16 protein-coding genes and 2 pseudogenes are annotated in these 24,854 nt (G+C 46.2%); 7 read left to right on the forward strand and 11 right to left on the reverse strand.

The features are described from left to right. From BQ9893_RS09400 to folE, 6 genes are all read left to right on the forward strand, one after another. Positions 1-447 (forward strand): PD-(D/E)XK nuclease family transposase (locus BQ9893_RS09400; RefSeq protein ID WP_208610808.1); only part of this gene is annotated, 447 nt, incomplete at its 5' end. A gap of 148 nt (positions 448-595) precedes the next feature. Next, positions 596-1,141, forward strand: a complete 546-nt coding sequence (locus BQ9893_RS09405) for a DUF1599 domain-containing protein (RefSeq protein WP_075965791.1) — start codon at positions 596-598, stop codon at positions 1,139-1,141. 28 nt (positions 1,142-1,169) lie between these two features. Next, on the forward strand, positions 1,170-2,444 hold the full coding sequence (locus BQ9893_RS09410) for a BT_3928 family protein (RefSeq protein ID WP_075965792.1): 1,275 nt from the start codon (positions 1,170-1,172) through the stop codon (positions 2,442-2,444). A 32-nt stretch (positions 2,445-2,476) separates the two neighbouring features. Then, complete coding sequence (gene tpiA / locus BQ9893_RS09415) at positions 2,477-3,235, forward strand: triose-phosphate isomerase (protein WP_075965793.1); 759 nt, start codon at positions 2,477-2,479, stop codon at positions 3,233-3,235. Positions 3,236-3,342: 107 nt separating this feature from the next. Beyond that, a complete protein-coding gene (locus tag BQ9893_RS09420) occupies positions 3,343-3,834 on the forward strand; it encodes a cell division protein (RefSeq protein ID WP_075966095.1) in 492 nt (163 codons plus the stop codon). A gap of 1 nt (position 3,835) precedes the next feature. Further along, positions 3,836-4,429, forward strand: a complete 594-nt coding sequence (gene folE / locus BQ9893_RS09425) for a GTP cyclohydrolase I FolE (RefSeq protein ID WP_075965794.1) — start codon at positions 3,836-3,838, stop codon at positions 4,427-4,429. Positions 4,430-4,996: 567 nt separating this feature from the next. On the opposite strand, the gene BQ9893_RS09430 is transcribed toward folE, so the two are convergent. The 6 genes and pseudogenes from BQ9893_RS09430 to BQ9893_RS09450 form a co-directional block, all read right to left on the reverse strand. Further along, positions 4,997-6,205, reverse strand: a complete 1,209-nt coding sequence (locus BQ9893_RS09430) for a hypothetical protein (RefSeq protein WP_075965795.1) — start codon at positions 6,203-6,205, stop codon at positions 4,997-4,999. 125 nt (positions 6,206-6,330) lie between these two features. Beyond that, a complete protein-coding gene (locus BQ9893_RS09435; RefSeq protein ID WP_075965796.1) occupies positions 6,331-8,247 on the reverse strand; it encodes a DUF349 domain-containing protein in 1,917 nt (638 codons plus the stop codon). A 176-nt stretch (positions 8,248-8,423) separates the two neighbouring features. Then, positions 8,424-9,659 carry a sodium ion-translocating decarboxylase subunit beta gene (locus tag BQ9893_RS09440; RefSeq protein ID WP_075965797.1) on the reverse strand — a complete coding sequence of 412 codons (1,236 nt, stop codon included), beginning with the start codon at positions 9,657-9,659 and terminating at the stop codon, positions 8,424-8,426. Then, positions 9,659-10,027, reverse strand: a pseudogene (locus BQ9893_RS22525) (acetyl-CoA carboxylase biotin carboxyl carrier protein); the annotation flags it as partial. The pseudogene BQ9893_RS22525 and the gene BQ9893_RS09440, both read right to left, overlap by 1 nt. 24 nt (positions 10,028-10,051) lie before the next feature. After that, positions 10,052-11,569 (reverse strand): annotated as a pseudogene (locus tag BQ9893_RS09445) (oxaloacetate decarboxylase); the annotation flags it as partial. Positions 11,570-11,601: 32 nt separating this feature from the next. Then, a complete protein-coding gene (locus tag BQ9893_RS09450; protein WP_075965799.1) occupies positions 11,602-11,874 on the reverse strand; it encodes an OadG family protein in 273 nt (90 codons plus the stop codon). A 182-nt stretch (positions 11,875-12,056) separates the two neighbouring features. Between BQ9893_RS09450 and BQ9893_RS09455 the strand changes: the two genes are divergently transcribed. Beyond that, on the forward strand, positions 12,057-13,022 hold the full coding sequence (locus BQ9893_RS09455; RefSeq protein WP_075965800.1) for a tetratricopeptide repeat protein: 966 nt from the start codon (positions 12,057-12,059) through the stop codon (positions 13,020-13,022). A 42-nt stretch (positions 13,023-13,064) separates the two neighbouring features. On the opposite strand, the gene BQ9893_RS09460 is transcribed toward BQ9893_RS09455, so the two are convergent. From BQ9893_RS09460 to BQ9893_RS09480, 5 genes are all read right to left on the reverse strand, one after another. Next, positions 13,065-18,593 (reverse strand): hypothetical protein, encoded by a 5,529-nt coding sequence (locus BQ9893_RS09460; RefSeq protein ID WP_075965801.1) that lies wholly within the window; start codon positions 18,591-18,593, stop codon positions 13,065-13,067. Positions 18,594-18,612: 19 nt separating this feature from the next. Further along, on the reverse strand, positions 18,613-20,040 hold the full coding sequence (locus BQ9893_RS09465) for a hypothetical protein (protein ID WP_075965802.1): 1,428 nt from the start codon (positions 20,038-20,040) through the stop codon (positions 18,613-18,615). A 20-nt stretch (positions 20,041-20,060) separates the two neighbouring features. Then, entirely contained in the window at positions 20,061-21,884 is a 1,824-nt protein-coding gene (locus BQ9893_RS09470; RefSeq protein ID WP_075965803.1) for a fimbria major subunit, read from the reverse strand. Positions 21,885-21,902: 18 nt separating this feature from the next. Next, a complete protein-coding gene (locus BQ9893_RS09475; RefSeq protein WP_139322591.1) occupies positions 21,903-22,970 on the reverse strand; it encodes a FimB/Mfa2 family fimbrial subunit in 1,068 nt (355 codons plus the stop codon). Between the two features lie 178 nt (positions 22,971-23,148). Further along, positions 23,149-24,828: an Mfa1 family fimbria major subunit gene (locus BQ9893_RS09480; RefSeq protein WP_075965804.1), complete on the reverse strand. Its 1,680-nt coding sequence runs from the start codon at positions 24,826-24,828 to the stop codon at positions 23,149-23,151. Positions 24,829-24,854 lie beyond the last annotated feature (26 nt).

Here is a 24,854-nt window from a genome sequence, read left to right on the forward strand (position 1 = left end):
ATGGACCGGGAGTTGAAGCTTCCCTTCAGCGAAACACTTAACGAAATCTATATCGAAATGCCGAAATTTGTGTTACCTTTGCATGAGTGTGATACACTTTATAAGAAGTGGTTATATGTTTTAAACAACATCGAGATCATGGAACGATTACCCCAAGAGCTGAACAATCAGATATTCCGGAAGCTGAAAAGCATCGTGGAGGTAGAGCGCATGACCCCCGATCAACGCTTGGAATACGAACTGAGCCTTTCCGTTGAACGCGACCTTTCCGCCGCCCTCGATACCAGTTTCGAAGATGGGATGGAGAAGGGAATTGAGAAAGGGATAAAAAAAGGAAAAATCGAGGAACAGCGTCTTATCGCTGCCAATTTGAGAAAGCAAGGAATTAATATCGAAACGATTGCACAATGTACCGGTTTATCGATAAAAGAAGTGAGTGCGTTATAACCTTTAAAGCTTATTGATTGAATCGGCATAGTTTAAACACATGGCGATCCGTGGCTTACAGCATGTGATATTGTTTTTCAAGAAAAAAAGATAGTTGAACATTCGTCTTATTTCCGTATCTTTGTACGGATGTAAATGCTAAGAAAGTATGGCTGATACGAAGGAACAATTCGAAAAAGTAATATCCCAATGCCGGGAACTGTTTGAAAAGAAGTTGAAAGATTACGGTCCCTCGTGGCGGATCATGCGTCCGCAGTCGCTGACCGACCAGATATTTATTAAGGCAAACCGGATTCGCAGCCTTGAGATAAAAGGAGTGAGCATGGTGAATGAGGGTATCCGTCCTGAGTTTGTCGCAATTGTGAACTATGGGGTTATCGGCTTGATACAGTTGGCAAAAGGATTTGCCGATACAACTGATATAAGCAATGAAGAGGCGTTGGCCTTGTATGATAAATACATCACGGAGACAAAAGAGCTGATGTATGCCAAGAACCATGATTATGATGAAGCATGGCGTGGCATGCGTATCAGTTCCTATACGGATCTGATCCTGATGAAACTCTATCGGACGAAGCAGATAGAGAGCCACGGTGGCAAGACGATCGTGTCCGAAGGCATCGATGCCAACTATATGGACATGATCAACTATGCGCTGTTTGGCTTGATCAAGCTGGAATATGGGGAGAATTGACAATTGATAATTGACAATTGACAATTGAATGGATAGAAAGAATATTATTTTAAAGATAGGGGTTGAACTGTGCCGTTTGTTGATCGGGGTTGTGTTTGTCTTTTCCGGTTTTGTCAAGGCAGTCGATCCGATGGGAGGGGCGATCAAGATAGGTGAATATCTGGCTTCTTTCGGATTGGAGAAGCTTCAACCTTTTACAGTATTGTTGTCTTTCAACCTTTCGGCAATCGAGTTCGCGCTCGGCGTCTGCATGCTGTTGGGCGTGTACCGGCGGTATGTCTCTTTCCTTATTTTGGCGTTTATGGCGTTTATGACGCCGCTTACCTTATATCTGGCCCTCTTCGATCCCGTGTCGGATTGCGGCTGCTTCGGAGATGCGTTGGTGATCTCCAATTGGGAGACGTTCTTTAAAAATATCATACTCTCTCTTGCCGCTATCGTTACGTTTGTTTATAACCAACGTCTGTTCCAGTGCTTCACTTTCCGGGCATATTGGTTTGTCGCTTTGTATGCTTACCTGTTCGGTGTCGGTTTCGCTTATTATAATTACAATCATTTGCCGGTAATCGATTTCCGCCCGTATAAAATAGGCGCGAACATCCCGCAACTGATGGAGATGCCTGAAGGGGCTCCGCAGGATGAATACAAGTACACGTTCGTGTATGAAAAAGACGGCGTGAAGAAAGAGTTCTCGCTTGAAGACTATCCGGCAAACGACAGCAGCTGGACGTTCGTGGATTCGAAGACGGAGCTGGTCAAGAAGGGCTATCAGCCTCCTGTGGCCGCGTTCAATATTTACAATGGAAAGGGTGATGATGTGACGGAAGAAATCATCGGAAATCCCGATCCTGTTTTATTGCTTGTCGCTCCGAAGCTGGAAGATGCGGACGACGGGCAGATGGATGAGATCAACGGCGTGTATGATTATGCGCTCGAACATGATATCCCGTTCTATTGCGTGACGGGGTCTTCGCCGGAAGCGATCGATGCCTGGAGCGACAATACCGGAGCCGAATATCCTTTCCGGATGGCAGACGAAGTGCTGCTTAAGACGATTATCCGTTCCAACCCCGGCCTGGTGCTGCTGAAAGGCGGTACGATACTGGGCAAATGGCATTACAACGATATTCCGGCCGAAGAAGATATCAAGGTGGTTATGCAACGCAGTTTGGACGAGAGCCATATAAAAAATAAAGAAGATGGGGTGCTTGCTACCAACCTATTGACTTTTACCGTACCTTTGTTGCTCGTTTGGATATATGACCTGTTGCGTTTCAGGCGCAAACGGAAAGAAAAGAAATAACTATTTGTATTACATATTTAATTAATTAAGTCATGAGAAAGAATATTGTTGCAGGAAACTGGAAGATGAACACGACCCTTCCTGAAGGTCTTGCTTTGGCAAAAGGCTTGGACGAAGCTCTTAAAGGTAAAACTCCTAACTGTGATGTGATCATCGGTACTCCGTTCACTCACTTGGCAAGTGTTGCTGCTGCTATCGATACGAATAAGATCGGTGTTGCTGCCGAAAACTGCGCAGACAAGGAAAAAGGTGCTTACACGGGCGAAGTTTCTGCTGCTATGGTTGCTTCCACAGGTGCGAAATATGTGATCCTGGGCCACTCTGAAAGACGTGCTTACTATCACGAAACTCCGGAAATCCTGAAAACAAAAGTAGAATTGGCGTTGGCCAACGGTCTGACTCCTATCTTCTGTATCGGCGAAGTTCTGGAAGAAAGAGAAGCCGGCAAGCATTTCGATGTTGTGGATGCACAGATCAAGGGCTCTTTGTTCGACCTGTCTGCTGAAGACTTCGGCAAGATCATTCTGGCTTACGAACCGGTTTGGGCTATCGGTACGGGCAAGACTGCCACATCCGACCAGGCTGAAGAAATCCACGCTCATATCCGCGCTACTCTGGCTGCTAAATATGGTCAGGAAATTGCAGACAACTGCACGATCCTTTACGGTGGAAGCTGTAACGCAGGCAACGCTAAGGAACTGTTTGCTAAACCGAACGTTGACGGTGGTCTGATCGGTGGCGCTTCTTTGGCTGTTGAAAAATTCATGCCTATCATCGAAGCGTTTAATTAATTGATAATTGACAATTGACAATTGGCAATTATTCCGGGGGAAAAATTCACCGGGGAATATATTGTCAATTGTAATTGTCAATTGTCAATTGCCAATTGTCAATTGATATGAAATACATCTTGTCTTTATGTATGTTGCTTGGTGCATCTGCATTGTCTGCTCAGACGGGTGGTATCGGACAGGCGGAAGACATCATTGATGCCTTGCAGGAAAGAGTTCCCGGAAAGGGAACTGTAGTGGTGCGCGAGCCGGATGCCCTTCGTAGCATGCTCGGTAAACGTTTGCATGGCGAAGGAGTGGAAAAGACTGATAGCACAGCCTTCCTGAAAATACAAGGCTATCGTACACAGGTGTTTTCCGGCAATGACCAGCGCAAGTCCAAAGATGAAGCTTTCCGGAAAGAAAAAGAAATTAAGGAACTTTTTCCTGGAGTCCCGACTTATGTGACGTACAACGCTCCGTTCTGGCGTCTGCGTATCGGTGATTTCCGTTCACACGAAGAAGCTTATCACATGCAACGTCTCCTGATGGATGCGTTCCCGGCCTATAAGAAAGAAATGTACATCGTTAAGGAAGAAGTCAAAATTCCATTGAATTGAAATGAGTGAAGAAGTAAACGAGAAGACTTTGCTGGCCCGCGAAGAACTGGCCGGCCATTATAAAAGCATTATCAATCTGCTTGGTGAAGATGTAGACCGCGAAGGTCTGTTGAAAACGCCCGAACGTGTTGCCAAAGCCATGCAGTTCCTGACGAAAGGATATCAGGAAGATCCCGCTGCCGTGCTTCGCGGTGCCATGTTCAAGGAGGAAGATTACAAACAGATGGTGATTGTTAAGGATATCGATTTCTTTTCTCTTTGTGAGCATCACATGTTGCCCTTCTTCGGGAAAGCCCATGTTGCCTATATCCCCAAAAAATATATTACAGGGTTGAGCAAGATTCCCCGTGTCGTGGATATCTTCGCCCGCCGTCTTCAGATACAGGAACGATTGACCATGCAGATCAAAGACTGCATTCAGGAAACGCTCGATCCGTTAGGCGTAATGGTCGTGATCGAGGCACAACATATGTGCATGCAGATGCGTGGTGTCGAAAAACAAAACTCCCTGACCACAACCTCCGACTTTACCGGGTTCTTCCAGCAGGCCAAAACGCGCGAAGAATTTATGAACCTGATCAAACATAACCGGTAACGACGTCGAAGCTCTCGGAACGGGTTGGCATGAGTGTGGCGGCAAACTAATCCGTTTCATGCCACAAACTAAGCCAAAACCCCCGAAGAACTAAATGAAAGCATATAGTAAAGTATCTATAGGTAGTTACTATGAATTGCCTATATGTAGTACTACTAATAGGTAGTTATGTGGTACTACCTATTCGTGATATGTAGTACTACATATAAATAGAATGTGCTATGCTTTGAATTAGTTTACTATGACATTCGAAATAGTTCATGGTATGTTCCGAACAAGTTGCTCCATGAGAAGGGGAGAGTTCGGGCGAACAACCGGAACAAAAGGTGTCGGTCGGATATCATAGCCGACATCTAACCGACACCTGACTGACACTCGTTAATGGAATGTTTATTAGTTATATACGTCAAAAAGTGCCGGGTGTCGGTTCCCTTTGTGTTTTTTCCTATATTTTTGAGAAAGTAATCCGGTAGCTAAAGGAGCTGTTGATAAAGCCCGCTTTATGATTCATTTCTGCCGGATGCTGACTTTGCAGGTGAAGATTTGTCAACTTTACAGAAGTTAGAATCAGAAAACCAGCATGTAGGCCCTGTATTTGGTTTCTTTCGTGACCGGGCAGAGAGAAATATATCCTTCTCTTATTTTTCCGTCTTTCATATCGAGCGGATAGGCCTTCTTCATAAAGCAATGTTGCTCGTAGGCCTCTCCCGGTTTGCTTGTGTAAGTGATGCGCATGTCGCCACGGGCGTTGGGAGCCAGGTATTTTTGGCTGATGCGCAAGGCTACCATTCCCATCGTATAGCGCATGTTCACTTCTATACAGGGATGTATGGCGAATTCGCCATTTGTTTTTCTGCGATAGACCAACATGTCTACGCCCAGATAACCGGTGTATATGTTCCCGTATATCTGCCGTATTGCCTCTCCGGCAGCTTCTTTCAGTTGCTGGAATTTGTCACCGAAGTTTTTAATGAAGAAACTTTCCAGATAGGTCTGTTCGCCCAGAACGTTTCCTGAATAAGCCCCTCTCTTTCCGGCCCCGAAGACGGAAAGTCCTTCGTAGCGTACGTTCCCGTTTCCGTCCGAATAAAACTCCATCGCGAAATCCTGGTATTTGTCCAGTGCGCATTCTATGCTGACACACCCCTGCTTGTTCAATGCGCCCTCGATCCAGGTACGGTCTTTTGCCGTCAGTTTGCGTTCAGGCAGCCAAAGCAGTCCTCTGCCGGAGGACGAATAGGGAGTCTTCAGCACGAAAGGTGCATTCTGGAGGATCAGGTATTTTTCCACTTCTCTCACTTTTTGGCAGAATTTGGGCGATACCGGTATATCCATATCGGGTAGGAGTTCCCGTATTTTGTCCAGGCATTCGGCCGCTGTCCGGCGACTTGTCAACCGGGTATATTCTTCTTCCCATTCCGGAATCGTAAGGTTCAGGTTGCCGTTCTTCCGGAGTCTTTCAAAAAGGGAACGGCTGTGCGGGGAAAGTCCCCAAGGGGCAGCCTGCATCTCGGGCAGGTTTTCCTTCTGCTTTTCGATCTCCTTGTGGGAGATTAGTTTGGCAAACGGTCTGAACTCCTTCGGTTGTAAGGCGAAGAAACGCGGCGATGTGATTTCTTCCGTAAAAACAAAATCATCGGGGTCTGCGTACCAGACGGGAAGATAGGATAACTCCCGGATCATTTTTTGTACGTTTGCCGGGGGAGTGTAGTTTTCAGAACCATGCAGTATGGCGGTTTCGTGTCCTGGGTTAAAGAAATGTAGTTTAGACTTCATGCTATATGTATATGGTATATAAACCAGGCACGGATTAGACGGACTACACGGGGTAATTGTTTTCTTTCCGTGTAAATCCGTGTAATCCGTGCCTGATTTATTTCGGTTTACGGAATTTTGCCGTTTTATTCGAGGTTTTCGTCGATGGCATCGATCTTCTTGATGATGAGTGCCATTTCGTCTTTCAGTTTGCCGATCTTGCGTTCCATCTCTTTAAGCAAACCGCCACCGCCTTTGGAGGAGATGCTCAGGAAACCGATGTTGTTTTCGTAAGTTTGAAGTTCGTTCTTCATCCGTTCGTACATACGCATCAGTTTTTCCCGTTCGCCGTAGAGCTTCCCTTTTCCTCGTTCGCCACTGCTCATGTCGCTGAGGTTGCTACGGAAAGTCTGCATCTTACGGTCGTTTTGGTCTACTTTGAGACGGTCGAACAATTTGTCTACCGCTTCGTGGTATTCTTTGTAAATCTTGTCTTTCTCTTTGAAAGGAACATGGCCGACCGCGTTCCATTCTGCCATATAGCCTTTCAGGACGGCGAGCGCTTCGTCATGGTCTGCTTCGTCGATTGCGTTGATCTTTTCAATCAAGGCTTTTTTAGTGGCCAGGTTTGTTTGTTCAACGCTCTTTTGAGAAGAGACATTCTTGTTCTTCTGTTCGAAGAAATAGTCGCAGGCTGCGATGAAACGTTTCCAGACTGCATCGGAATGTTTGCGGGTTACCGACCCGATTGTTTTCCATTCTTTTTGCAAGGAAATCATCTTTTCGGTCGTGCTTTTCCAGTCTGTACTGTCTTTCAATGCTTCTGCTTTTTCGCATAAGGCTTTCTTCAGTTCGAGATTCTTTTCCATCTCGTCCTTTATGCTCTTGTAGAATTCGCTCTTGCGGTTGAAATAGACGTCGCAGGCGGCACGGAAACGTTCGAATATCTTTACGTTCGATTTCTTCGGGGCGAAACCGATTGTTTTCCATTTGGTTTGCAGGGCAATTACTTCTTTGTTCTTTTCTTCCCAGTCTTTGAATGATTTCAAAGTCGTGAAATCGATGCCCTCTATCTGCTCGCAAATGGCAGTTTTGGCTTCCAGATTTTCCTGTTCCTTCGCTTTCAGTCCTTCGAAATGTTCCTGATGGCGTTTGTTGATGATCGTGGAAGCGGCTTTGAAGCGGGACCACAAGTCTTCGCGCAGTTCTTTTGCTACCGGACCTATTTCGCGCCATTGCTGATGCAGTTTCTGAAGCTGGTGGAAAGCGGATACGACATCCGGTTCCGTTTGCAGTTTCTCGACGGTTTCGCAAAGAGCCGTTTTCATCTCCAGGTTCTTCTTGAAGTCGTAATCGCGGAACTGGTTGTTTATCTTGATGATGTCATAGAACTTCTCGCTGTATACCTGATAGTTCTTCCACAATTCGTTGACGTGTTCCTGCGGAACGGCTTTCACTTCTTTCCATCTCTGCTGGATGTCCTTGAAGTCGTTATATAGCTTGTTGAAATCTTCTTGGCTTTCGGTCAGCGCTTTCAACTGGTCGATCAGTTGGAGTTTCAATGCATAATTGGCTGCTTTGACCCGTTCTTCTTCGGCAAGGATGGCGGCACGTTTTTCTTTGTAGACATTGAGCAGTTCTTTGATCTTGCTTTCGGTCTCATCTTCCGGTGCTACAAAATCCTTTTCTTCACCACCGGCTGTAAGGAATGCTTTCTTCAATTCGTCCACTTCGCTCCGGTGGATTTTGTAATAAGCCTGTTTGAGTGCTTCCACCTCGTTGCGTGTCGCGTCTGCAGCCGCTCCGACCAGCTCGGTCAGTTTCTCCAGAATTTCTTCTTTCGACAATTTTCCCGCTGCCGCAACAGCCTCTTCACCTGCCGCAGTTTCGTCTGTTTTGACTTCTGCTTCAGATGTTTCTTCTGCTGCAACTCCGGCATCCGGTGTTTCGTTTGTTACAACTACTTCCTCTGCCGTGTTTTCCGGTGTTGTTTCCGGAGCTTTAGTTTCTTCCAATTTGCCGTTTTCTTCAGTAGGCAAATTAGCTTCGTGAGTGTCCATCATATTCAATCGCATTTAAGAAAAGGATAAATGTATCCTATATCAAGTCACAAATTAAAGTAAATATTTTGGGATTACAGCATTTGAAAGCAAATAATTTACTGACGGATGTTAAATTAGACACGGATTGGAACAAATTCCGTGTAATCCGTGTCTAAAAATATAATCCGTATTTGAAATTATCCTAAGAACGAGATCAGTACGCCGGCTGCTACGGCTGAACCGATAACGCCGGATATGTTACTGGCCATGCAATATTGCAGCACATGGTTTTTTGGATCGTATTTCAATGCTATTTCATTCGCAACGCGCGATGCCATCGGTACGGCGCTCAGGCCGGTCGCCCCGATCAGCGGATTGATCTTCTTTTTCGTAAAGAGGTTGAAGAACTTAACGAAGAAGATACCGCCCGCGATGGAGAGGGCGAATGCAAGGAAACCTCCGATCACGATACCGATCGTCGTGAAGTTCAGGAATGCTTCGGCCGTCATGGTCGCACCGACCGACAATCCTAAGAAGATCGTCGCTGCATTCATGATGCTGTTCGAAGCGGCATCGAACAGGCGGGACGTATTGGTCCCGATCTCTTTGACCAGGTTACCGAACATCAGCATGCCGATCAAAGGAACCGCACTCGGCACGAACAGCGCCACAACCGTAGTTACTACAATCGGGAAGATGATCTTCAAGACACGCAGGTTCTTGATCTCCGTAGTGGACGGATATTTCTTTTCCTGCTCCTTCATATTGATGCTAAGCTCTTTCTTTGAACAAAGAAGCTTGACTACAAGCGGGATGATAACCGGAACCAGTGCCATATAGGAATAAGCGGCAATGGCAATCGGCCCTAACAGGTGAGGGGCCAGCTTGATGGTCGTAAAGATGGCTGTCGGTCCGTCCGCACCGCCGATAATACCTAAAGATGCAGCTTCTTTCGGCGTGAATCCCATCAGGATGGCTACCAGCAGCACGGTGAAAATACCCAGCTGTGCAGCCGCTCCGAATATGGACAAGCGCAGGTTGCGCAGCATCGGCCCGAAATCCGTCAACGCTCCCACACCCATAAAGATGATAGGAGGAAGGAATCCTGTCTTGATCAGCATGTAGTAGATGAAGTTCATCAGTCCCAACTCATGCGCAATGTCATGGAGCGGCATCTCCCAGATGTTCTTCATCACTCCGTGCACGTTGATCATGCCGTTTTCATCGGCTTGTATCACGCCCATGTCGCCTCCGGGGAAGTTGGCAAGCAACACGCCGAACGCGATCGGAACGAGCAACAGCGGTTCATACTGCTTTTTTATACCCAAATAAAGCAGTATGAACGCTATCGCATACATGATCAGAAACTGCGGTTCAGCAATAATGTTGCTGAACGCAGTCATTTCATACAGATTTTGAAATATCTCGTTCATTACTGTATCGTCATTAATACGTCATCTTCAGAAACCGCGTCGCCGGAAGCCAAACAGATCGCAGTGATTGTTCCGCCGAATTCCGCACGTACGGCATTATAGGTCTTCATGGCTTCCACATAGCAAAGCACATCACCTTCCTTTACTACATCTCCCACTTTTACGGGTGTGTCCGAAGCGCCTTTCACGAGGAAGAATTTACCTTCCAGCGGCGAAAGCACTTCTTTACCGGCACCGGCGGCCGGAGCCGTAGCGGGGGCTGATGCCGCAGCAGGAGCGGCAGGTGTCCCTGCCGGAGCAGCGTTTGCTGTGTCTCCGAATGCGACGGTCACCTTGTAGGCTTGGCCGTTCACATCGACAGTCATGACCTGCGGAGTTGTCGGCATAGCCATTGTCACACCGGCCGTGGTAGACGGCGCGGAGGCGGCAGGTTGGGCAGCCGTTTGTTTTTCGGCTTTTCTCTTGGCCACGTCGGCCTTGAATTCCACTTTCGCTTTTCCTGAACGATAGGCTTCGTACTGTGCCGGGTGCATGGCGTATTCGAACAGCTCTTCGTCGTCTTCGCCTGTTTCCCATTGCTTTTCGTTCATCAGCTTGCGATATTTGTCGAGCGCGTCAGGATAGTTGTCCTGCGGGTTCCCTTCGAAGAATTGGCGTCCTTCGGCCTTTGCCTTCTCGATGATTTCAGGAGCCAACGGACCCGGCAGGCGTCCTGCCTTTCCTAAGATCATATCCCAGATATCGTCGGCGATCATGCTCCAGCGTGCTTTCCCTTTTTCCATCTGCATCACGTTCATGAGCGCCAGGTTCTTGACATACTGGCTGAACGGAGTGACTAATGGAGGATAACCGACACGCGGCCATACATAAGCCACTTCGTTGAACAGCTTGATCAGCAGCTGGTCCTGGCTCATGAGCGGCTTGTTGTTCTTGATGTTGCTCTTGTTGATTGTCTCCAGGTTCTTTTCGAGGTCGGACATCAGGCTTCCCATCATACCGCCCGGCAGTCCCGGACCGATCAGCAACGAGTTCATCAGGCGGTTCTTCGGGCTGATATACAAGCCGAGGAAATCGTCCATGAATTCCTGGATCAGGCTGCGGACTTTCATGTAAGCCTCCATGTTGATTTCCGGCACTTTGTAGCCGGCATCTTTCAACATCGCCTGCACGGTCAGCAGATCCGCATGGCCTGTACCCCATGAAAGCGGTTCCATGCCTACGTCGATGTAGTCGCAACCGGCGTTGCATACTTCCAAGATCGAAGCCACATTGAAGCCGGGGCCGGCATGGCTGTGATACTGGATCGGAATTTCGGGATGTTTAGCTTTGATGTTGGCAACGATCTGTCCCAAGGAATGCGGACGACCGATACCGGCCATGTCCTTGATGCAGATTTCGTCTGCTCCCAGCTCGATCAGTTCCATCGCCATCTTGGTGTAATAGTCCACCGTGTGGATCGGCGAGTGGGTGATGCACAACGAACATTGCGAAATCATTCCTGCCGCTTTCGCGTATTTGATGGAAGGAGCGATGTTGCGGACATCGTTCAATCCGCAGAATGTACGGGCGATATCTGTTCCCTGTGCTTTCTTCACCTGATAGAACAACTGGCGGACATCGTCAGGTACGGGACTCATACGCAGGCCGTTCAGCGCACGGTCCAACATATGGGTTTGTATGCCGGCTTCATGGAACGGTTTCGTCCATTCGCGTACGGCTCTGTTTGGGTTTTCACCGAATAATAAGTTTACTTGTTCGAATCCTCCGCCATTGGTCTCTACGCGGGCGAAACATCCCATCTCGATAATGGCCGGTGCCACCCGTGTTAGCTGGTCTACGGTGGGGACATATTTCCCGGCAGATTGCCACATGTCGCGGAAGACCAAACTAAATTTGATTTCTCTTTTCATGATATAATTATGATATATATAAATATTCTTACTTACATTTTCTCGATCTTGACGACTTTCCCTTTCCCTCCGGTCACAATGCTTACAGCCGATACGATTGCGGCAGTTGTCTGGTTCGTAATTCCGGCGGCCGATGCCGCTTGCCTTTGTGGCGTCACTTGTTTTTTTACGATAATCTCTTCGGGGGCATATTTGTTTACCAATACGATCAAGCCCTTCCCAAGATAGATAACGATCAGCAGGATAGCGAAAACAGTGGTCATTCCTACGATCATTAATAAAAGTCCAGTTTCTATGTTTTCCATACTCATTTATTGACGGGAAAGCGTGCGGTTGGTATGGCTGGCACAATCCCTCCCAAGTTAAAAATTCTGGTACAAAATTAGAAAAACGTCTGAAACTCACTTATAGATTCTTCATAAAAAATATGAAAAGGGTTCGGACTTTTCGTATCTTTGCCTCCCTGGAAACAATTTGTTATTAAATCATGGGAAATTTCTTTAAATCACTATTTTCTTCTTCTAAGACATTAACGCCCGAAGAAGAAAAAAGCAAGAACGATCAGAAAAATTTTGATATTCTGAAATACGACGGTGTCCGTGCCCAGAAAATAGGGCAAGTGGCGTATGCCATCAAATGTTTTACCGGAGCGTTGAAGTTGCAGGAGGATTTCGAGACAATGACTTACCTGGTCGCAGCCTATACGGCGGCGAATAAGCCGGAAGAAGCGCTCGAAGTGTTGAACCGTATGGTAGAACTTGAGCCGGACCATATCAATACGCTTCTGACAAGGGTGAACGTGCTTTTCATGCTGGACAAGGATGCGGATGTGATCGCCGATTGCCGGCATGTTCTCGAACTGGAAGAAACGAACCATTTGGCCTGGTTCCTGATGGGGAAGGCGAAGCGGACGACTGCCGATCCGTTAGGCGCTATTGCCGACCTGACGAAAGCGATCGCCCTGAAAGAAGATTTTACGGATGCCTATCTGATGCGTGCCCGGATCTTGTTGTCGATGCAGCAGGCGGCCGAAGCGCTTCCTGATGTGGAAAAAGCCATCACGCTGGCTCCTGAAGAAGAAACATCCTACCTGCTGCGCGGTCGTATCCACGAGGCGATGGGCAATATCGACGCTGCGACGGCCGATTACCAGAATGTGTTGGAACTTAATCCGTTCAGTGACGAAGCGACGTTGCTCCTCGGCGGCCTCCTGATCACGCAAGGACGTTTGGACGAAGCCATCACTTTCTTCGACGAAGCGATCGACCTGAAGCCCGACTTCGGCAAAGCATACGCCGAACGGGGCCGTGCCAAAAACCTGAAAGGCGATAAGGAAGGTGCTTTCGAAGATCTGAAAAAATCCATCGAACTGAACCCCGAAGGCGACGAGGCCCGGAAATTGGAAGGACAGCATACGAACTTCAACGATATGTATAAGGGAGGAATCTTCTGAAAAGGACGAAGACTGCCTCCCTCTATTTGTCGCAGGATACTCTCAGCGAAGCCGGATTTTCGCTGTTTGCTCTTTGCCTCCTGCCGTTTGGGCTTTCACGATATAAATGCCGGGATTCATCTGAACCTCACGATAAAAGTCGTTTGCTTTTTCTTCTTTCATCAAAGTCCCGTCTACTTGGTAGACTCTTATCAACTCGACGGGATCTGAGGTGGAACTTACAACGATGCGGTTACGTCCCATTGTGTAGATAAGGAGTTGTGCGTTCGCAATCGGTTCGTTGCCTGTCGGTACTCCTGTACGCAAGTAATAGCGGCCGCACGTATTGCCTTTCACCTGCACACTCGCGCCTTCTGGCAGGGGTATTTCCTTATTGGCTACGGCATCGTACAAAGAGACTTTGCCAAACTGTTCCGTCCCGCTGAATGTCAGAGTAACATCATTGGAGCTTCCGCCATAAGTCCCGACCGGGATATTATACAGGTCATTCGTTTGGTTTATGCTTACAGCCATAGAACCGGCCACCGTGTAAACCATCGGCACATCACTCAAGTTGGAATCCAAAAAGAGTTCGGCATCTTCATCTTCCTGAAATTCCGGATCGGCTCCTGCCGCATAATGTACGACAGCCTTGCTGCTCTTGCCGCCGGCCGAAGCCTTTATTCGCAAAGAATGGCTGTCAGCCTCTTCTTCGTTTGTCCCTAACAATTGCATGTCTGCTGTGAACGTTAGCACCTTGTTGGTCTCATCGGCCAATTGGACGAAGAAAGCCCGCAAAGGCGGAATGGTGAGAGTAGATGTGCTTTCCGCACTGGATATCCAACCATCGTCTGTCCCTACGGCAACTCCTTGTTCGTCACTGTCGATTACCCAATATTTTCTCAGCAACTGTGTGTTCTTTTCAAAAAATTTACGCATATCCACATGGGCCGTAAAAGGATTGCCTACCAAGTAGAAAACAGTCTGGTTGTTGTTCTCCAATGTAAACGTGATCGGGACACTCTCTTTTTCCGGGCTGAACTCTCCGTGCAAGCCGTACAATTGGTCCGATATCAATCGCCCGGCCTGGTCGCCTCTGTTCAGTTCCTCCGATGCGCTTCCGGCAGAACCGTTTTTGTCATAGTAGGAATAACCCGTATCGGACTTAGGCAACCTTATCAAGGCTTTTCCGGAAGCATCTTTGACATCCTGCACCTTCATGGAATAACCAAAACTCGGCTTGCAATAGTACGTGACATCATTGTATGTGCTACTCCAATTGCCTGTGATCGCCATTGCACTGGTTGTAGATGAAGTTCCGCTTCCGGGCAACATCATATCGGCCGTCTGGCTCCACGCACGCTGATAGACCGAAGGCTGGAAGCGGCTGTTGTCTGTTGCGGAATACACGATCGGCTTGAAATATTCGGCAGTCTCCCGTCCGCCCTTCTTGGTATAGTAATCTCCGGCAAACACTCCGTGCAGAGGAGAAGACAGCAGATACCACTTGGATGGTAGCAATTCATAATCAATCCATGCGCTCGTATAGGCCAGATATTCCGCATGCAGGACTTCTGCTTCCGGTTCTATGTGGATTTGATTGCAAAGATTGGCACGGAAACGTTCGGTGTTATATCCGTTTTTGTCAGTCTCCTCGAATATCATCATGTCATACTCGATATTAGTCGTGCGCGGTGCGATATAATCAGGTTTGAAATTATCCCACCACAAACGTTGTGTATGACCTGCACGGTACAATTCTACCTGGCTTCCGGCAGGTATGATCACTTTCGAGAAGTACATCGGCGTATAAGCCCTTCCGTCCTCTTCGTATGCATGGCTTTCACTGTTCGGGTATACGATGTCTCCGGACTTTTCCATATTCAATTGTTCGCGGGTGGCACGCTTCCAGTTGTCGTCGTTGTTCCAGCCGCCTATGGTATAAACTGTGCCGTCCTCGCCTGTTGTCCCTTTCTTTGTGTCGTTCCATACCAGATATTCCGGCACGACGATCATTGTGACATTGAACTGCCCTTCACATGCGGCACGGGTAGTGACTCCATCTTTGTCCACCTCCTCGAAATAGACAGAGAAAGTATACCAATATCCCTCTTTCGGCCTGAACTTGAAGTCATTTCTCTCTTCGCTGACGAGTGTCCCGTCGTAATCGAAATGGATCTTCATGTAGTCATTGAAACTTGAACCCTCTTTATATAATTCCGCATGCAGCTCGTCCAGGTAGCCGATAGGATAATCAAACTCATGTGATGCTTTCTCTTCAAACAGGCTTTCATATTCAGGATCGTTTGTTCCTACCAGGTATATATATTTGAAGTGCTCGTAATCAGCTATTGGCTCAATAGCCTGAACCGGTTGCATCGTGCCGTTTTGGTCATATACGAAAGTGGCCTCGCGCAAGCTTATCTCCAATAATTTCGTTTCACTAATGTCGTACAGCTGCTTATAGCCGATACGGATATTGGGATTATGCTCATTAGGATACAGCAAATCGTTGAATCCGGCATGCATATGCGGAGACTTGCCTGATATGTTCATCATTATCGGGATATAGCTCCAACAAACCAGACTCCATTGCTCGTCTGTTATTCCCGTTCCCGGAGAAAGAAGCGTCTTGATAGGCACGATAATCATTTGCAACCCATAAGACCTCAGCGTCAAATCCAGCTTGCTGCGATGCAAGGCCAATCCTCCGTAGTGTTCAATTGTCGAATCTATATTCAAATACTTCAGAAGTAGATCCTTCATCTCTGACGTGAATTTTTCGTTAACGGGCGTAGCATCTGAAATTGTTTCCGCATCCGGATAAACTTCTCTGAATGCCTTCAGTGCATCATGCACTGAAACATAGCCAAACTCCGATTGTTCTTGCATGAATTCCTCCTCCACGTCAGTGTTTCCAGGAGTCCCGAAGAACCAGTCGAAATACACTCCGTCTTTTATTTCTATATAATCCTCTCCATTCGGGATCCTCAAATCAACAGTAAAGTCCAATACCTTTCCGGCACAATATGTCGTGGTAGGTTTTATCACTTCGCCGTTCACACGGACCAAATCTCTGCTCTGCACCATAAACTCGGTTTTAATGGCACAAGGAGTTCCATAATCATTATAGAAATCTTTGGCTTCAGCGATGCCATCATCGTATGTAGGATCCGTGATCAACAGCCAGTAAGGGCGATTCGGCTTCAGCATGGACATAAAGTCTACTGTCAGCACATTATTGCCACCATCATCTTTCCCTTTAAAGAAATAGTAGCCATCCTCCTCCTTGTTGTTTTTAGCCAGGCTGAAGTTGTCGTCTGTTGAATCATATTGTTTGTTCTCACTGAACGGAGTCTTGAAGTTAAACCGCTGGAATTTGCTGAAAGCATTTGTTTCAGGCTCAACAGCAGCATATTCAAGAGACTGTATCACCCGCTCCCTGAAATCGGAGATTGTAGATTCCAGTTCTTTCATCTTATTGCGGAACATGATTGTATCCACGAAACAGAAATCAATCGCATGTTTCCCGGCCACATTCTCATCAATACCCAGACGAGAGATAATGCGGTTCCAATCCAGCGAGAAGTTCACCCGTACGGCATCATCCACACAGTTCGCACTCAACTGCGTAACCTTCGCTTGTGGCTTTTTCATATAAACCCGTATATCATCCACATACATGTCGCCGCCATTGGTAGAAGCGCTGCGGTTATCTATCTGGATGGCATACGAATCATATTCCACTTCCGTGTCGTTGATGAAGGAGAAATAGACCTGCATCCATTCGTTCCCCTTGGCAAGGTTCTCTGCATATGTCGCAGGAATCTGTCCGGTCTGATGCCGGAATATTGGAGTGAACGACTGCTCCCCGTTTTCTGAATTCCGTACACCCATAATGGTAAACATCATCGCAGCATCATCGCTGCCGCTGTCCCAGTGAGCGTTCTTTACCCAAGCGGAAACGAACAGTTCGGAACCTTTGCACAGTTTCTCCTCGAAAGGCAAACGTGCCACCACGCCGGGACGGTCGGACGCATCGATAAACATGTGGAAAGAGCTTTTGTTCCCTCGGCTGTTGTAACGGATCTTCGCATCATCGTCAGGAAGAGGATAACTCTTTCCCCAACCTCCACCGCTACACTCGACATAGTAGCTTGTCAAAGCATAATATCCCCACTCCGGATAGTCCCCTTTTCCTCCTCTGAAGTCTCCGTGAGGATAACTCCCGTCATAAAAGGCATACGAACAAACATCCCATTTCTGGGGGAACGGGTAATATTTCGAATTGTTGTAAAGGCCGCTTGCAATACGGGCGTCAAAGTCGAAATTCAGTTCCGTCAGCAATTCATAATTCTCGCTCATATACGCCGGTGTACGGGAGTAGAACTCTTTTCCGGTTTCTTGATTTGCTGCCACCTCGCTTTGAGTAAGCAACAGCCCGTCTTTGCTGAATGTTATTTTATATCGGCCCACATTGTATCTTGTCCCTCCCACTTCTTTGTAAACAATAATAGTCGCTTTAGACTTGTCGGGCACCTCATCATTTGCGGGATAGTTGAAATATATAACGGTGTTCTCATCTTGAAGAGATGTCGTAACCAATGATATCCCGGCAGTATTATCAACCAGCCCCACTTTCAAAGGAGTCTTCTGGTTATCATTTACACCGGGGATAGCATAACCTCTTGCCTCTTTTGTCAAAACGCATAATTCATTCGTCTTGCTGGCTCTTCTGATTGACGGGAAATTGATCTCAGACTCTTCCATGTATGAGTTGGTTGATTCATCGCTGCTTGTCATCGTGCCGTCAGCAATGCCCTTTTTCCATTTTTTTACATACACGGTGTTTTCATTATCGTCAACTTGGCTTATGTAAAAAATAATACGGTGAGACAAAGTCGGTTCCCAAAAACCATTGCTGAAATTGGAGTTCTTTGATGTCTCCTTCTCATATTTGGACGTAAAATCTTTATACCCGGAAACATCACAGGCTATGAGGTAATATTTATTGTCAAGCTCACTGTCTGTATTTCCCGGAAACATCTGCTCGAACTCTTCGTCGGTCGGAAAATGGAATTGCATATAGCCTAAAACCGCATAGTCGCTTATTCCCAAAAGCGGAGAACCGACATAGCCGTTAGCCATGCGAAATCCTTTTCGATCCGGGCAGATCAGCAAATCCGTATAATTCCAACTTTCCGTTGCATTCTTCACCTCGAAAGTCGATAACCTTCGGAAGTCGTACCAACGTTGGTATGTTCGAATACTATATTGATTGTTCGAAGTGTTTTTATTCGGACGGAGCCTGTCAGGCAGATATAAATTGACTGTTTCCCCTTTATGCATGTAAAGAGTATCTACTATGGTATGCGTAGCCTGTACGCGCCCTCTGCTCAATTCCCAATACTCCCGGCTGTCAAACTTATCGGCACTTCCCAATTGGAATTCATTTTTCAAATCGTGCCACTTGGCTGGCTTGACCTGAACGCTATAGTCTTTATAGTCGGACGCATATGGGTCTGTTTGCCCCAAGGCCTTTTGCCATGGAAACAACAGCAATGCAAATATCGTAATATAGATTTGCTTCATAAATCTTGAATCTCCTTTCTTACTTGCTTTTAGTTAAACTGACCGATGTGAACCATACGGGTTTCTCATCCCATTCCAATGCGCTTGTCGGGTAAGTCGTATCCCAATCCTGCAACGGAACAGTCTCGATTGTCAGAGATGCATTGTTGACCTGTTGCGGCTCATAAACCTCAAAATTCAATTGAACAGTCTGTTTAGGCAAAGCTGTCAGATGGGCTGCAAAAATTTGGGCATCCAATGCGCTTTCCACTTGTATGATGGAACTATAAGCGTCGGACACGTTCCATTTCCACTTTGTAACCGGATCTTCTATATGTCCGACTTCACCGTCATTGATTATCTTTCCTTCAATCGTAAAGTAACATCCTTCCGGCAATCTTAACAAATAGTTGTTCGTCAACCGGTTGTTTCCCAAATTGACCAATACCGGATAACCGCCTATAGGAGCCACGCTTGCCGTGACATCCAATACCAATGTACTCTTCAGCAAGTGTAATGATACAGGCAATACGTGGTTTCTTTCCAAAGATGACACACCTAAGACCCCGGTATATATAGTATCGTTAATCGTCAATTCAACCTCAAATGGTGTTGTCCCTTGCGTTTCGTTGACATAAAACTCCAAGATGTCGGATATATTGTTATTCTCGACTATCACTGCGGGATTGAATTCCTTCTCGTAAGTCTTGTTTCCGGCCTCGACCGTTCCACCCTTTATAAGAGGCGTATCGTCTGAAAAGCTCTTCATCACCAACTTGGAAATACTGGCTCTCTCGCCATGATTGTTTGCCAATTGCATCTTCACTTTTGCCACCAGCCGAATCAATGACACTGTCACATGCTGGCCATCAACGGACAAAGCCACCTCCTGTTTGGTGCTCATCGGTATGAACTTTCTATTTTTAATATCCACACAAACCATCGGATTCTCTATCCTGTAAGCCTCAACCACATTGCCGTTCCACGACTCGCCTTCCTTAAATTCATTGCCCTTTAATAAAGTATCAAATGAAATGGATTGGCCTTTTATTTTCGCTTGCTCCATATTGGCAAAAGCATAAAACGTCTTCTTGCCTGAAGTCAGGAAATCTATCGTAGCGGTGTATTGAGCCAAGTTCCCTTCGGATGCGTTATAATCATTTTCTCTGTTCGGATCAAATGCTATATGTTTCTCTATTATGTTGTTTTCGTTTACAATCAAAAGATGGAGCGAATGAATAAACTCACCGGACTGAGCATATTCATCTCCATGCAGCGCCTTGCTTTCCAATATGTTTGCTGCGCCTATTACCACGGATATATTCTCCAATCTCGTCTTAGGCGCCGGATCCGGATCAGGTTTGGGAGTATCATCGTCAGAGATTATTTTTGTACACCCGGCCAACACAAACAGGGCGCACAAACATAATCCTATATTGATTGCAATCGAACAAACAGTCTGTTTCATAAAATCATTCTCCTATGATGTTATTGTGGTTTAATGATAATCTCTTCACGTTTTTCAGGCGTCCAATTTTCCACAAGCACATTGACCGTGACGAACCGGTCGCCCGGAATATCTCCGCCCGGAGTAGAAATGCTCCTTACTCTCAGCTTGTATATATTGTTACGGACTATGGCATACTCCATCACGCCGCCACCTTCGCTCTTGCCTTTCACTAAATCGTTAGAATCGTTCTGGTCGTTGGCATGCTTTATCCAGTAGGTATAGTAACAAATACCATCCTTGTATGTCGCCACGCCACTTATTTCATGAAGCAATCTGCGGGTTGTCCCTTCTTCGACGCCTGTTCCATAATCCACCTGGGATTTGCCATCCGCCCCGACATTATACTTCAGGACGTTCTTTACATAAGAATCCCAACGCAGGCTGCTCTTTGTGCCGTTCATGACCCCATCCTTCTCGTTCGATTCGCTTACCAGCCAAGCCCTGTAACCGGTAGGATCGTCCATCTTTATGTTCGGAATGATGTTTGTGCGCAGCTCATTCCACGTAAGTCCGCTTTTCCATACTGCATCGTTGTTGATGTAATTGTTCCAGGAAACAGCATCAAAGGCTTCCATCATTTTCTCCAGAGTGGGATACATGGAACCATTCCATTCGAAGAAAGTATCACCCTCCGTATAACCGGTCGGCGTATAGCATGCTTGGAATACCACACCGGTCGTGTGTGAGCGTTTGCCGACCTCGTTGACGTTCTCTTTGGGATAGCCGATACATTTATAATCGTCATCCAATCCACTCACCAGGCTTTCGGTGACAATATGATTGGCCCAATTCAAATTGTCGTAGCCGATATTGGGATAATAGGTGTCGCTGTCAAAGTCTTCCGCATATTTCCCTTCCCTGGATTGCGGGTCAAGGACATAGTTCGTTGCCACATAATCCGCTTTGACCTGTTCTTCCCCCAAATATTCAACAGAACCTGTCGCAAAGCTTTCTCCCGGTTTTGTCACTCGCTTGAACCAGTAACTTCCAGAATTCCCATTCAAGGTGTTGATAAGCATAGCCCCTGATATTCTTGCTTTGCCTATTTCCGTACCAGTCTTTTTATCCGTAACCTTGTAAACGCCGGCTTCTTCTCCATCCGTCCCTTTTGCCTGATAGTCCACACGGGCGGATAGGCGTTCGAGGTTGATATAACTGGTTGTTGCAGGATTTGTCGCACTGTTATTAGCCGGAATAAAAAGTTTGTCTCCAGACTCTGCGGAGGACATCATGAATTTGGTATAATGGTATACCTCTTGATCGTTGATCCACCCCAACTCATACGACCAGATGGATTCTGTACACAGCTTGCGCAAATCCCCTAATGTTTTTATATCTTCAGTTATGATATATCCGGCATTAGCCATGACCAACATATCGTATGTATGGCCGATTTCCAAATTGTACACTTCAACCGGATCTGTCGTGTACTGCGTGTTGCCTGTATAGAGAAAAGCTCTGCTCGGCCAGTATTGGGAAGCCACTATAGGAGTTGAATCATCACCATTTATTCCATTATCCGATTCAAAGAAAAAGACAGTTACATTGCTCACCTTGTTTTCTTCTTTTTGCCCGTCCTCTTTGCCATCTCCGTCCTCGCCGCCTGTTGGACGCTGATGATCATCATCCGCCTTCGTCACCTGATTGGCTTTTCCCGTAGAAAGGCTGATTCCTACGTATGCAAAAGGAATGCCGTCAGGTGTATAATGCTGGCAATCCATGTCATTGCTATGAATCAGGTTGCATGAGGCCAAACAATACAATCCCGCTACAGCAGTCCCTATTTTAACGATCAGTTTCACGACTGTTTTCTCCTATTCTTAAAAACCAACTGTTTCATACTGTATGCGCTTCGCCCAGGAAAGTACGCTTATCTCTACATTGGCATATTCCCACGTATCGCCTTTCAAGAAGAAAGTCAACTGATAGTCATAGCCCCGGTCTAAAAACTCTTGCGGGGTATAACGGTAAATCTCGGCAGCCGAACGCAAACGGCTAAGTATATCGGGCAAATTCACACGGACAACCTCTCGGCCTGTCTTCTTGTTGGTAATGCTCAATACGGCATCGTCTGCCGCCTTGTCATGATAGAGCAGGCGTGAGGTCATAAAGTCCGCATGAGCCATGCGCCCGATGCTCCCTATTTGGCCGTCAACCGACTTGTCTTCGGTATTGCGGGTGGCATAAGGCGTATAGAAAACGGAGACAGACTCGTCCACGGAATTGTCCCACAACAAGCGGCTGTTCTTATCTGTTATCCTAAAGTCATAATCGGCTACGTCTATGCGGGCCGGATCGTCTATCTCACGGAGAGACACGCTTATTTGTTTGGTATCGCGAACCAACGAAACCGTATCCTGCGTTACCTTGTCTTGCACCACTTCTATTGGCGTAGCCCGCATCCCATGCCACAATGTGTCCAACGGCAAAGCATTATTGGGAACAAGGCCATTGCCGTCATGGTCCAGCACATGGGTAATGACCTTCATTTCGTCCCCATCCTGTGGTTCTGTCTTGACAAAGTTTGCGCCGCCATTCTGTATTGCCTGTTCGTACGGCACCTGCAATGCCTCGACGACATACTGGTACTTGCCCGGTTGCAGGTTAAGGTGCATCTTGTAATTATTGTCTCGAAGCGGCTGTTCTGAAACACGGTTGCTCTCTACCTGCTTGAAAAGGAATTTGCCATTTTCGTCAAACAAATAAACACTGACGCTTCCTACATGGTCCGAAAACATGTCGGCACGTTGTAGATTGTAATCGTATCGGAAAACCAAATCCATCCCGGTAGGACAAGGTTGCAAGTCGTCGTGTATATAGTCGCACGATGCAAAACCTCCAATGAAGGACATTGCCAGCAAAAGCAGAAGGGACTTATTGAATTTCATATGTAGCTGTATTTTATACTTATATATATTGTTCACCTTTATGCCTGCGGCATAAAGGATCTGAATTGTCTGAATCAAAGAGTACCCTTTTGCATAAAAGGGTACTCGGTTCCTGTCTCTACTTTACCATGGCAGGAAATGGTTGTAGTTTTCACATCAGAGAATATGAATAGATTTTTTATATGTCAATATCTTCTGTACGTTTAGCCCATGACAACACATTTATCTCAGCATTAATGTAGCTATGCTTCTTATCAACCGGTTCGTCCGGAATTGTCGGTATTTCCGGTTCGCCGGGACCTGAAACACTGTTGATTCGCAATTCGTACCAGTTGTTGCGGACAACACCGTAGCGGCCTAAGTGTTTGTCCTCCTCATACGAGGGATTAGCTGTATCTCCATTAAACTCAGTCGGCTTGTTGCCGAAATGTTTGATGACTGTCGAATAATAGTACATCACACCACCTTTATAGAACTTGATGGTTCCATCTGTTGCTGTCAAAATAGCCGCAGCTTGAGCATCGCTTAATTCGCTATCTGCTGAGCCGTCATTTTTACAGAAAACGGTTTTCACTCCTTCTGCCGTCGTTATCGTCTTTGCGGTAGCATCGGCTTTAACCTTTATGTTCTCGGAAGAAGATAAAGCATTTTCGCCTGTCAATTTGGATTTGGCCAAGTTTATAAAATCATTTTCTTTATATATGGTAGAAGTATTAGCTCCCATGAATAAATTGTCATTTTCTGTAGCATCTTTTAATCTGAATTTGGCTTTCAATAGAACATTTGTCAATTTGCTCTGACTCATCTGACCGGCTGTTGTTGTATTCTCGGCACAATATTCATTGTTGCCCAATTCATTCCATTCGGTAACGTCTGAAACCTTTTGATATTTATTTAAATCACCATCGTTAGTCGTGCCATAATTGGGATCTATAGCCCAATAAACACGGTATGGCTTTTCAACATAACCATAAAAACGGTTAAGTTCATTCCCTACATAATAAGTATCCCAAGTCTTCCAGTCTGCTACATTGCGAACCGGATAGAACTTTTTGTTTGTCAATTGAAGTCGCCATCCTTCGAAAGTGACTGTTGCTTCATTGTAAGTAGCGCTTTGATTATTGCTCCGTATTGTCAATACGTTACCTCCGCCCTTAACCGAAGTGGTAACTTTAGCAACAGCGCGTTCCAAATAAATTTGATCGGGGGAATTTACCTCTGCTTGAGCTTCCGTGTCATAAACTGTCAATGGAACCAAAGTTGTAACTTCGCGACTGTCAGACTTTTGCGCTGCTCCCGGTTCATTGCTGATAGGAGAGTTTGTCATCAAGAAATTACCCTTGTCGCTTGTATCGGCTATCTTGGATAAATCGACAGGTTCGGCTATAGTATTCAAGTCTGATAATTTCTTCCCAGCCAAATTATTTTCATAAGTAGACTTGCCGTTGGCAATAACCAAAGCATACAGCTTCTTGTTTTCAGCCGGTTTTTTTATCTCAATCGTTCTAGTGGAATATTTAACCGTTATGTTATCGCCGACCTTGGCTGGAATTAACTCTGTTAAATTTTCGATGTTGATACATGAGGCATCACTTTCGGAAGTACCTTCAAATATCGCCAAGATAACATCATTTACATTATACTCAGCTTCCACGCCATCATCAAAATTATCATTCCCATTCTCGTTGGCTTTCGTCATATTACCGGAGGCCGAAGGCAGGTTTATGGATACCTTTACATATCCAACTTCGTTTTTACTATCATTCGATCCTCCTTTATCGTCGGAAATATCATCCGAACAGCTTGCAGTCATTAACGCTGCAACTAACAATCCTGCTAAAAACAGCTTCTTTTTCATGTTTATAAATAATTAAAGTGAAATTT

Origin of the sequence: Parabacteroides massiliensis (assembly GCF_900155425.1) — a bacterium.
In the GTDB taxonomy this organism is placed as follows: domain Bacteria; phylum Bacteroidota; class Bacteroidia; order Bacteroidales; family Tannerellaceae; genus Parabacteroides; species Parabacteroides massiliensis.